11 protein-coding genes and 1 pseudogene are annotated in these 12113 nt (G+C 36.0%); 4 read left to right on the top strand and 8 right to left on the bottom strand.

Annotated features, from left to right (window positions below; translation table 11 throughout):
* Positions 1-185: 185 nt before the first annotated feature.
* Both ilvD and TZ01_RS03215 read left to right on the top strand, forming a co-directional pair.
* Positions 186-1844 (top strand): dihydroxy-acid dehydratase, encoded by a 1659-nt coding sequence (gene ilvD / locus TZ01_RS03220; protein ID WP_048101803.1) that lies wholly within the window; start codon positions 186-188, stop codon positions 1842-1844.
* Positions 1845-2168: 324 nt separating this feature from the next.
* Positions 2169-2411 carry a hypothetical protein gene (locus TZ01_RS03215; RefSeq protein WP_048101392.1) on the top strand — a complete coding sequence of 81 codons (243 nt, stop codon included), beginning with the start codon at positions 2169-2171 and terminating at the stop codon, positions 2409-2411.
* 11 nt (positions 2412-2422) lie between these two features.
* Here TZ01_RS03215 and TZ01_RS03210 read toward each other — a convergent pair whose 3' ends face one another.
* The 5 genes from TZ01_RS03210 to TZ01_RS03190 all read right to left on the bottom strand — a co-directional run bounded on the left by TZ01_RS03210 (position 2423) and on the right by TZ01_RS03190 (position 9651).
* The gene (locus TZ01_RS03210) at positions 2423-3808 is read right to left on the bottom strand and encodes an ammonium transporter (protein WP_082180442.1); all 1386 of its coding nucleotides are present in this window, start codon (positions 3806-3808) and stop codon (positions 2423-2425) included.
* 130 nt (positions 3809-3938) lie between these two features.
* Positions 3939-5834 (bottom strand): hypothetical protein, encoded by a 1896-nt coding sequence (locus tag TZ01_RS03205; RefSeq protein WP_048101390.1) that lies wholly within the window; start codon positions 5832-5834, stop codon positions 3939-3941.
* Positions 5831-7903 carry an FMN-binding glutamate synthase family protein gene (locus tag TZ01_RS03200; protein WP_048101389.1) on the bottom strand — a complete coding sequence of 691 codons (2073 nt, stop codon included), beginning with the start codon at positions 7901-7903 and terminating at the stop codon, positions 5831-5833. Before TZ01_RS03200 ends, TZ01_RS03205 begins: the two co-directional genes overlap by 4 nt.
* A gap of 99 nt (positions 7904-8002) precedes the next feature.
* Positions 8003-8509 (bottom strand): DUF309 domain-containing protein, encoded by a 507-nt coding sequence (locus TZ01_RS03195; RefSeq protein WP_048101388.1) that lies wholly within the window; start codon positions 8507-8509, stop codon positions 8003-8005.
* A gap of 86 nt (positions 8510-8595) precedes the next feature.
* Positions 8596-9651: a hypothetical protein gene (locus TZ01_RS03190; RefSeq protein ID WP_048101802.1), complete on the bottom strand. Its 1056-nt coding sequence runs from the start codon at positions 9649-9651 to the stop codon at positions 8596-8598.
* A 73-nt stretch (positions 9652-9724) separates the two neighbouring features.
* Here TZ01_RS03190 and TZ01_RS03185 point away from each other — a divergent pair, with 73 nt between their 5' ends.
* Positions 9725-10243 carry a hypothetical protein gene (locus TZ01_RS03185; RefSeq protein WP_048101387.1) on the top strand — a complete coding sequence of 173 codons (519 nt, stop codon included), beginning with the start codon at positions 9725-9727 and terminating at the stop codon, positions 10241-10243.
* Between the two features lie 356 nt (positions 10244-10599).
* The gene (locus TZ01_RS03180) at positions 10600-11202 is read left to right on the top strand and encodes a TenA family protein (protein ID WP_048101386.1); all 603 of its coding nucleotides are present in this window, start codon (positions 10600-10602) and stop codon (positions 11200-11202) included.
* A gap of 5 nt (positions 11203-11207) precedes the next feature.
* On the opposite strand, the gene TZ01_RS09540 is transcribed toward TZ01_RS03180, so the two are convergent.
* From TZ01_RS09540 to TZ01_RS09710, 3 genes and pseudogenes are all read right to left on the bottom strand, one after another.
* On the bottom strand, positions 11208-11384 hold the full coding sequence (locus TZ01_RS09540) for a hypothetical protein (protein WP_156150295.1): 177 nt from the start codon (positions 11382-11384) through the stop codon (positions 11208-11210).
* A 10-nt stretch (positions 11385-11394) separates the two neighbouring features.
* Positions 11395-11589: a transposase gene (locus TZ01_RS09945; RefSeq protein WP_082180441.1), complete on the bottom strand. Its 195-nt coding sequence runs from the start codon at positions 11587-11589 to the stop codon at positions 11395-11397.
* Between the two features lie 170 nt (positions 11590-11759).
* Positions 11760-12113, bottom strand: a pseudogene (locus TZ01_RS09710) (hypothetical protein); the annotation flags it as partial.

The following is a 12113-nucleotide window of genomic DNA, read 5'->3' as shown; positions in this document are numbered from 1 at the left end:
TTTAAATGATAAAATCAGAAATTATCTCATTTTTTACATTATTAATATTTTTTTAAACATAATTTTTTAAAATTTTAATAATCAATTATCAATTCATTACATAATCACATATTTTTATAAAAATTTATATAATGGCAATTGTCCGCTTAACAAGTCTTATATACTATATTGCTTTTAATTCAAAAATGAAACGATCTGATGTTACCTACAGCGGTCCCGAAAGGGCACCCAACAGGTCTTACATGAAGGCCATGGGGCTTACAGATCAGGACCTTGAAAAATATATTGTTGGTGTTGCTGCAGCATGGAATGAGGCAGGTCCATGCAATATTCATGTCCTGTCACTTGCGAATCATGCGAAGGAGGGTATAAGAAATAGAAACGGAACACCAAGGGTTTTTACCACGCCTGTTGTAATAGACGGTGTTGCAATGGGCACAGAGGGGATGAAATACTCACTGGTGAGCCGTGAATTAATAGCAAATACAGTTGAATCCACTGTCAATGCCCATAGTTATGACGGCTTTGTTGCACTTTCAGGCTGCGATAAGACCAGTCCAGGGATGATGATGGCAATGGCCAGGCTTAACCTTCCGTCAATAGTGATGTACGGCGGAACCACACTTCCCGGATACTTCCATGGAAAGCAGATTGCTGTTGGAGACCTTTTCGAGGCTGTTGGCGCATACATGAACGGGAAAATGTCGCTTGCAGAGTTAAAGCTCATGGAGGATAAGGCCGTACCAACTGCAGGATCATGCGGTGGACTTTATACTGCAAACACAATGGCAATGATGACCGAGGTTCTTGGACTTGCATTGCCGGGCAGTGCATCGCCGCCTGCAGTGGACAGTGCCAAGGAAAAGTATGCATATGAAACCGGCCGCACATTAATGGATTTAATTGAGACAGACCTTAAACCAAGGGATATACTAACTCAGGAGTCATTTTACAATGCAATCTCTGTTTTGATGGCATCTGGGGGTTCAACCAATGCTGTATTGCACCTGCTTGCAATAGCCCATGAGGCCAATGTTAAAATAGATCTGGATGACTTCGACAGATTATCAAGGAAGATACCTGAAATTGTTAACATGAAGCCATCAGGTGAGTATGTCATGGCAGATCTTGATAAAATCGGCGGTGTTCCAATATTAATGAAGATACTTTTGGAGCATGGCATTTTAAATGGGGAACAGCTCACTGTAACAGGAAAAACCATAGCAGAAAACCTTAAGGATATAAGGGTTGCAAATTTAAATAATGTTATATACGATTATGATAAGCCGCTTAACCCTACCGGGGGCATAAGGATACTAAAGGGATCACTGGCACCAGATGGTTCTGTTTTTAAGATATCGGCATCAAAGGTTAAGTACCATAAGGGCCCTGCAAGGGTATTTGATTCTGAGGAAGAAACATTTAAGGCAATAAAGGCCAGGAAAATAAAAGCCGGTGATACTGTAATAATCAGGTATGAAGGGCCAAAGGGTGGACCGGGCATGAGGGAAATGCTATCGGTCACATCAGAAATCGTTGGTGAAGGTCTTGGAGAATCCGTTGCCCTTGTTACAGATGGACGGTTTTCCGGTGCAACCAGGGGAATAATGATAGGCCATGTGGCACCAGAGGCCATGGATGGCGGCCCCATAGCACTTGTCAGGGACGGAGATATGATTGAAATAGACGGGGTAAACGGAAAAATAAATATCCTTGTCAGCGAGGATGAGCTTGAAAGGAGAAAAAAGGAGTGGAAAAAACCGGAGCCAAGGTATAAGACAGGCCTGCTTCACCAGTATTCAAGGCTCGTTGCATCCTCTGCTGTGGGTGCCTACCTTGAATAAAACATACAAAATATTTTTTAAGTATTTTCAATAATCATTTTTAATAATTTTATCTTATGGGTATTATTTGCATTATCAAAAAAAAAATAAAGTTTAATATAAAATAATTAACAGGACCTAATGATAATTCAATTGTTTTGCTGAAATCCAATAAATAATTAAAATGTGTGTAAATAAGCATAAAAACTTCATGAAAAGTGGTTCATGAAGACTTAAAATTATAAAATATTAAAAAACATTGAAATTGAGAAAAACCAGCTGCATTATTTTAGTCTATCCCCATAAAAATACAAAAGACTAAATATTTTTAATATATAAACACAAATGGAAGATATAAAGTCAATTGAGGAACAGATGGAAAAAACGCTTGAGGATTACAGGTCAAAAATAGAATCTATAGTAAATTCAGAATATGAAAAATTGAATACAAAAACATTAAACAATCAGGATGATGAAAATGTTTCAGGTGCCCTTACAATGATGGAATCAATTAATATTGATATTCTGCACATCTTAAGAGACCTTGACGACCTTATTTATTATTTAAATGAGATTAAAAAATTATAAAATTTATTTTATTAGTTTCCCTTATTTCCCTCTGCCTTCTTTGCATTTTCCTCCATTGAAAACCTTTCTATCTCGGCATTTGATGGCGGGTATGACATGTCAAATCCAGTTTCCCCATGTATTGCCATATCTCCTATCTTAAGATTCTCCTCCTTTTCCTTTAATGGTATAAACACACCTATAAGCTTTAGTATTCCATAGGTGAGTGCAAATACATATATTATGACGACCACAGCAGCAAATGCCTGTATGCCGAGCTGATAGAAATCACCGTATATTGCGCCCCTCAATCCCGGGTCTACGTACTGTGTGACAACAGGGTCGGCCAGAACACCTGTAAGAAGCCCGCCAACAACACCCGCAACGGCATGTGAGGAGAACACACCAAGGGTGTCATCAACCCTGAATTTTGGTTCTATTTTATATAAAAATATCCATGGTATTATTCCGGTTGCTATTCCTATTACCATGGCACCGTATATATTCACGTATCCTGCAGCAGGAGTAATTCCGACAAGCCCCGCAATGGCGCCCACGGATGCACCAATTAATGACGGCTTTTTAAAGAACTTCATATCCATCATCATCCATGTAATCATGCTCACGGCCGTTGCCACATTTGTGTTTATTATTGCAATGCCCGCATCAATTGTGCTTCCATACGGGTCACCACCATTGAAGCCATCCCAGCCGAGCCATATCAGGCCAAGTCCAAGCATGACAAGGGCAAGGTTGTTTGCCTTCATGTGCATTTCCTCCTTGATTCTGGGCCCTATGGCAATTGCAGCGGCAAGTGCGCCTATGCCCGCATCAACATGTATTACATAGCCACCGGAAAAATCCACTGCGCCAAGCTGGTTCAGCCACCCACCTGCAAAGAGCCAGTAGGCAACAGGGCTGTATACAAGAAGCGACCAAACAGGAACAAATATCATCCATGCCTTGAAGTTCATCCTCTCAAGTATCCCCCCCATCAGAAGCACCGGTGTTATTGCGGCAAAAACAAACTGGAAGAACATTACAGTTGAGTTTGGAATCGTAAGTGCCTGCTTAAGCGGGCCAACAATGGCCTGTCCCCCGATAAAGCCCCCGCTCATTGCCGGCGTTGGAATTCCAAGGATGTAATAACCATCTATCTTTAAAATGCTTGATGTGCCAAACCCGAAGTTATAGCCTGCAATAACCCATATTACCAGAACGGCAGCAAATGCATAAAGGGCCATCATCATTGCATTGACCATGTATTTTCTTTTTGTTAGCCCGGCATAGTAAAGTGCAAGCCCTGGTATGCTCTGTAGACCTACAAGGGTTGCTGCAGTAAGCATCCATCCATTATTGCCATTGCTTAACCACGACGTATTTGTTAGGAACATCGTCAAAAAACTTCCATTAAGCATATAATATAAACCTAAAATGCATAATATAATTTACCATGATTTTTCTGTCATTTTATTATAAAAAATTTATTTTAGGAACAAAAATTCAAAAAATTAAAATATTAACAGGTAAAAATGCAAGCCGTGTCATTTAATAACGCGGTGTTATGACCGTGAATTTTGAATCCAGATATTTTATATTTTTTGTTCCCATGGATGAATCAAACTCATTGATTAAATTTCTAACCTCCTGAATTTCATCCTGATTAAGCTTTCTGTACTCATAACTTGGAATTTCATGCTTGCTCATCATCTTCCTAACGTATTTTTTTGCCTCATCAGGGAGTTTGTCAAAAATGTCAATTATGTTTTTGTTTTTCATTGAAATGTAAAAATCATTGTCTATTATGGATGCCTTTCTAAGAGCCATGAGCATGCTTCTTACGTATTCTTGTGATGGCTGCAGTCCAACATACTTTTTATTAATTTTTTTCCTTATTATTATTTTCCCGCCTATCATGCCGGAACCGATATATTTACCTGTATATGCATTGTTGTTTGCAAATGATATTATAATGCCCCCGGACATGTACTCACCAAGATAGTCGGCAAATCCACCATTAATGATCATTACTGGTTTATAATCCATGTATGCCCTCATCTGCAGGCCTGATCTGTTTCCAACGTTGCCCAGCACAAATATTTTTCCGTTCTGAAAGGCCTGTCCAAAAACATCGCCGGCATTTCCATGAATTCTTATGGTTCCGCCAGTCATTGTATCACAGCAGTCATCAGCAACGTTGCCATACACATCAACATCATGGTTATAATTAAGGTTCATAAGGCAGTTCCCGGGGTTTCCATATAATTTTATATGTTTATTTCCAGCAGGGAATTTCATGCCTATGTATCTGTGGCCCAGTACATTTGAAATTATAATATCATGCTTATTTAACGCCATAATATGCGAATCAAGATCATTGTATTTTACTGATGATGCATCTATATCTGCATCATTATATGAATAAACATAATCTGTTATTTTATGTCTCGTTCCATGGCTTATTATTCCCTTTTTCATTGATGCAATAAAATATGAACCGGGCTCCATGGGCCATACCGTGGCATTTTTGTTAATATTCCTTATCTGGTTCTCCTCGCTGGCAATGTAATAATTATTTTCATCTGAACCCAAAATAACAGGCCTGAGTTTTGTCTTATCTGTAAGGCATATCATGTATAAATCATCGCCGGAATCATATCCGATAATTAATGTATATGGCCCATCAAGCACTGCACCACGGTACTTGTATTTTATAACAGGGTCATCACAGTTGTTTGACATTATCTTCACGGCTGTTATTAAATCAAAGTCCCTTAAAAGCTCCCTGAATAAAAAGGCTATAACCTCGCTGTCAGTGCCAACAAAGCTCCTCATTCCCCTTGATATTAAAAACTCCCTGTTTGCACCAAATGAGCTTATATCACCGTTATGGACTATTGCTATATTAAATGATGAGAATGGATGGGACCAGTATGGATAATTTCCGGGTGAGTTTGTTGGCTGCCTTGTATGGGCCAGCCACATATCGGCCTCCTTATCATATATATTGAACGCCCTGGCAACATCTGCCGGAAACCCAACACCCTTAAAGACATTAAGTGATTTTCCTGCACTGTAAATCCTGCCACTGCCATTAATCCAGAGTTCATCGTTAATTTCATCAAGTGCATCCTCATTATTATATAATGAAACATTAAAGCAGTAACTCTTTGTATTGCCTGCATCCTCAAATGTTACATTATCTGGGTATATGCCTTTTTCAGCAAATATCTTTTTAATCTCATCCTCGGTGCCATTAAAAAATGTTTTTATTGTATAATAATTGTTTGAATCCAGATTAAATGCAGCATAGCCAGACCCCTTATCGCTTCCCCTGTATTTTATTAGCTCAAGGGAATTTGCAACATTATTTCCGCATATCTTTTTTGAATCAATTTTCCTCAAAACACCCAAGAGACCGCAGCTTGATGGAGAATAATTCATAGTGAACCCGCCTCATCAACTTTTATTCTTGACTCTATATCGATATCAAGATTCACGCCCCTCATTAATTCTCTGTTGCCTGTGACAGAATATTGCAAATTTGATACACCCATGGCACCGGCAATTAATGCAAGTTCCCTTCTAATGACAATCAGAAAATTTAATGCTTTTTCATTTAAATTTGAATAATTGTTGTTAAGTGCATCCGTGAAAATGCCTCCGTTGAGTATGATGGTATCCGCACCAAGTGCAAGATATTTAATTATGTCACCGGTATTTCTCAAATTATTAAGGTAAACAAGAAGATCGAAATTGTATCTTGTGCCATTGTTTTTCAGATTTATGTCAAGGTCTGATAGCCTCAATTCCTGATATTTTTCAGGGAATATTATGAAGCCATCCAGACCATGACCTCCGGCAGGGCCGTATCTTATATTATTTTTTACAAGCAAATTACCATTTTTTAATATTGTCATCTTTTTGAATCCCTTTTTATACGATTTATCAACGATAACGCTACCTGTGAACATTGATGCCCAGTAAAGCGACGACCTAACATCCTCCGGCTCTGAGGAAGCATCAATTATAACCGGCATTGGAATTTTAATCCTGCCATGCGCCAGATAAAAACTGGTATCTATATTTTCCCTGTATGGATCAATGGGCGGCCTTGTAACCTGTGCCCCATCAAGCCTGAGAAAATCAATTATCCTTGATGGTCTGGCAACCTCCGGTGATGCTGTGCTTCCCATGCTTGTTATGGGAACCTCGCCCTTTGTAATAATCTCATTGAGGTATTTTTTATTTGGTTTGAAGTCATCAAGCATTATAGTTGAATTGGATTCTGCATGAATCTTAAGAACATCCGCAGCTCCTTTTGATATATTTTTTGCCGCAAGCAAATCCTTCCTGCCTGTTAATTCTTTTATGGAATTAAATCCAAGATTGTCCAGAATGCCTGCAAGCTCAAGCCTGAAACCTGTTATAAAATTGACTATATTGTTTACGCCGAAATCAACATCATAAATTCTTTTACCGTCTATTTTATTTGTAAGAGCCGTCGGGCAGAACCCAAGGTTGCACTTCCTTACCATGATGCATCCCATGGAAATTAATATGGCCGTGCCCATGCTGACCACATCTGCACCCAGAGCATACAGCTTTGCCGCATCGAGTGCACCGGTAACCCTGCCTGCGGCTATTATCCTAAATTTATCCCTTAAATTCTCCCTGACAAGCGCATCATGGGATGCTGCAACCGCAAGCTCAATTGGAATGCCAAGGTTATCCCTGATTACCTCGGGGGTTGCGCCTGTGCCTGCCCCCTGTCCATCTATTATGACCCCATCGGCACCTGATCTGGCAATTCCGGTAACTATATATGGTATATAATTTGTTGCCGCAACCTTTACAAATACAGGTTTTCCTGTGGCTATTTTTAATGCCTCTATCCTCTGTGATAAATCCTCTATGGAGTATATATCATGGTGGGGCGCCGGTGAGATTGCATCTATATTCTCAGGTATTCTTCTTGCCCTTGATATTTTTTCGGTAACCTTGCCCGCTGGGAGGTGGCCTCCTATGCCGGGCTTGGCACCCTGACCGATCTTTATGACTATCCCTGAACCAGAATTTATGGTTTTATAATCCACGCCAAATCTGGCGGAAGCCCACTGGACATATATTCTCCTATTATCACGTATTTCCGGAAGAAGGCCCCCCTCACCAGTACCGGCAAAGGTTTTTGTAATCTCTGCCGCCCTTGCAATTGCTATATTTGGATTTCCACTCAGGGCCCCAAAGGACATATCACCAAGGTAGAGCGGAACCGAAAGCTTTAAACCTTTGAAATTTACCTCTGTATCTGCAAGTGTGGAACGCAAATCTAGAGGCATATTCTTGAAATATATCTTGTCCAGTATTCTGTTGCCGCTATCTGAAGGATTAAAAATTCCAGTGGGTTTTCCAGTGTATGCGAGTTCCCTTATGTGTTCAATTATACTCCCTGTCCAAAAATCCTCCTCTTTCTGATTGGGTACATTAATAAAATTATCAACTATATTGGCCATGTGCAATATGATAGATTGTGTCTAGCTATATATATTTTTTGTCGAATTGTGCAATTATGAAGTAAATTAAAAAAATATTAATCTCAATAATAAAATAGGCTAAAGGTTATCAATATTTATCCATTCATTATTAATTAATCTCTGCCTCAGCAATGATATATTCAGGCCATTATATTCATTTAATGTTTTAATTTTCAATGCCCTTGATACTACATTTTTTGCAGTTTCCTGATGCCCACGCTGGTTATGCACATTTGCGGCGCATATTAATATCAGGAATCTTAAGGTTTCCTTTTCAATTCCATATGAATCTCTCCATATATTTTCAAGAACCTCATGGGCAAGCCAGTACATGCCATTATTCATCAGTTCCAATCCATCAGAAAAATTTTTGTCATTCCTAAAATTATCGACATTAATTACCTTATAACTCCTTGAAAAGAGGTCTGCCACAACCCTGTTAATATAATCATATGATGCAATTTCAACATGATTTTTCCCTATTCTAAGATCATAAATATTTTTATCAAGCAATTTGAATGATTTTAATAAATCATCACGCATATCATTTTTAAGCATTATGTCATAAACATATATTAACAACATGGCATAAGACGTTTAAAATATCTAAATATTTTTATTACCACATTTTCAGGATATAAATTGTGTTTATTCTAATAAATTTCTAATTATTAAAAAAAATCATCCAGTGTTTCATTTTTTGTTATTTTCCCAAGCCTGACGCCGACCCTTCTTATATTTCTCTGATCCTCGTTGATGATCCTGTTTAATAGACCTATTGCTATTTCAAGTGCGCGGTTTTTATCTATTCTTGCACCTGTATATGACCTTGATAGTATTGAAATATCCTCCATAATGGCAACAAGGCTTAACTCAGATGGCAGGCCTGGTGCCTTTTCATATGCTGAATCAATTGCCTTTTTTACATATGGTATGATGATATTCACATCCCTTGTATTCTCAGGCAATGTCATGTACCTACCAAAATTTTTCTTCTCCCTTGGTGTTACAGGTTTATTGTATGTATTATTTGCTATATCATAAAGATAATTATATTTGGCAGTTCCAATTATGTTGATAAGTTGATCCCTATCTGCATTGATTACATCTGTGATATATTTAATACCAGCATCATTTAGCCTCTGCCCTATTACTTTGCCAACACCAGGTATTTTGCTAATCTCGAGGCCCTTTAGAAAATCCTGAATCTCTGATGGCCCAACAGACTTTATACCATTGGGTTTTGCCATGTCACCAAGAACCTTTGCTATTGCCTTGTTAACTGAAACACCAACAGATACCCTTACACCCGTTTTATTGTATATCTCATCCTTAATCTTTTGTGCTGTGTTAACAGCATCATTAAAATCTTTACATGAATCTGTTACATCAATATACGCCTCATCAATGCTGGCAATTTCAATTTTATCAGAGTATTCGGAAATTATATCCATGATATGGTCAGACCATTCCTTGTAAAGATCCTTTCTTATGGGCAGGAAAACGGCCCTGTCCTTTCCTATTTTCATTGCCTGTGGAAGTGGCATTCCCGATTTTATGCCGATCTTCCTTGCAAGGTAATTTGATGTTGCAACCGCCCCGCTTGTTTCAGTTCTTCCGGAATAAACGCAGACAACAACGGGCTTTTCCCTGATTTCTGGATTTAATATCTCCTCTACCTGTGCAAAGAAGTAATCAAAGTCAATGAAAATTATAAACTGAGGCATTATAAAATAAATATTTAATTCATATTTTAACATTTTGAATAAATTTTAATTCTTATATGGTTATTATCATCAAATGTCAAGTGTGTTTATTGCGCCAAAGAGCGAGGAGGAATCATATAAAAAACTGCTCGAAATGATAAATAACGGCATATTATATAAGGACATTGAAAAATATCTAACGCCAGAGAATAAAAAAATTTTAGGATTAAAGGAAAAATTTTATGGCTGCGGGTTAAGAAGGACATTAATAGATTATTATAACATGATAAACATTAACGACAAAATTATATTTTATAGAAAAAAGGATCTTGTATTCTATGGAAAAATAATAGCAAAGCAGTATATACCTGAGGTACCAGATATTTATGGTTGGCCCATAAGGCATAACATGAAGAGGTCCTATGTTTATTTTTTTGATAATATTAAACCAATTAACATATCTGTTTATGTTTTTAACGAATTTAATTATAATATTATGCCACTAACGCATTTTAGCAATATTAATAATGAAGTTATGGATAAAATAAATGAAAGATATGGGAGTTTTGACAGCTTTATTGATGTTAAAAATAAATACATTCATTTTTTTTAATGATTTTATTAAAATATTTTTGTATATGTAACGATAGCTTGAAGGATAAACAAAATAAAATTTACAAATTTTAATATTATTCGGCTTGTTCTGACCATAAATTTATTTATAAATGGATAATAAAAAAATAATTCCATTTAAAGCAAAAATCATGGTTCACTGCCCTAGGCAACAAGTACTGTACGTGAAACGCCGGTATATATCATGCCACGATCCGATTTGGTTTGATTTTAGACTGTTTTCAGAATTCATGGATTTAAAATTTTTTATATTATTAATATTTCTGCGGGCTTAAATAGAATAAGTTATGGAAAAACAAATAATTAGATTAATAATAACATAATGCATACTAAATTATGCCAGATAATTCAATGGAATTAATAGGAAATTCCAGATTTAAAGAGGCGGTTAACACTGAATTTGCAAGACTTCTTATTGAAAACCACTGCCCGGAAAATTTGCTAAAAAAATATTTTATTCAGGATTATTTTTTTGTACTTGAGGATATAAAAGTTTTAAATAAATTGATTGATATATCAAATGATAATTATGCTGAAAAATTCAGACGGTTCAAACACATTGTTGAGAATGATGAGATAAAATTTTTTACTGATTTTTTTGTTAAAAATAACATAAATTCTAAAAATATTGAGTTATCAACATGCACAAAAGAATACATAAATTTCATGGATGAAGTAATAAATTCCAACGATTTTGTATTAATATTATCAATGCTCCTTGCAGGTGAATGGATTTACCTTGAAACATTTTCAAATAGGAATTCTCAAAATGATTATATAAATACCTGGGAAAAGCTGCATTCCGAAGATTTAAGAATATTTGTTAATTTCATGATTGATATAATAAATAATGAAAATATAAATGATAAAATTATCAATGTATTCAAAAATACTGTTGAACTTGAAATAAAATTTTTTTGCCAGTTTTTAAAAAATTAAAATTCTTATGATTGCAAAATTTGATTTTTATAAAAATTATTATCAATCCTTGTTATATATCTCCTATCTTCATTGTTTTCATGCTTCCTCCTGTAATAGTATGTTATCCTGTTAATTCCAGAATAATAGCATGCTTTTTTTACTTCAATTCCATTATTATTCATCTCATTCACCGAACTCATCTTTTCCTCCTCATATAATTTTTTTTAATATTTCATTTGCTATGGTCATTTCACCTATTATTGAGTTAAGATTCTCATTCTCCTTCATTAAAGACTTATCAGGATCCTTTCCTTCCAATCCCTTTTTGCCTCCTTCTAAAAACTGTTCCCTCCATTTATAAAATAGTGATACTGCTATTCCATGGTTCCTGGATATTTCTGCTATTGTAATATTTGGATTCTGGAATAATTACATTATAATATTGAATTTCTCCTCACCAGTCCATATTCTTCCAGGCATTTTACATTACCCACCTTTGTATATTTATATAAATCATTCTTTATATAGAGCTCTTTAGATGTGTTTAACTTTAAACTCCTATGAAAAACCTTTACTTAACAATCTTTTATGCCTCCATTGTATTTTAAATTTGCTGAATCCCCCTTTATATCATTATTGCCTTTTAATAATGTATATTCCATAGCCCTTCTTTTCCTTATTGCAAGGCTTTCCAATTTATCATAATAAGAATAATCAATATTTTTTAGATCTGTTTTATTCCTTTCATAGTCAATGTAACCTGTATTATTTTTAAGCATGGTAAATATTGTCTCTGCTAATATCCTTGCTATTGCTATTATGGACCTCTTCTTTCCTAATCTTCTTACAATGCTTAGGTATTTAGTTCTGAACTTCTTTGTATATTTTATAATTATGTGTGATATTTCTGTTAGGAAGAACCTTAATAT

Origin of the sequence: Acidiplasma sp. MBA-1 (assembly GCF_000949015.1) — an archaeon.
GTDB lineage: Archaea > Thermoplasmatota > Thermoplasmata > Thermoplasmatales > Thermoplasmataceae > Acidiplasma > Acidiplasma aeolicum.
This window is presented reverse-complemented; position numbering and strand designations above follow the sequence as displayed.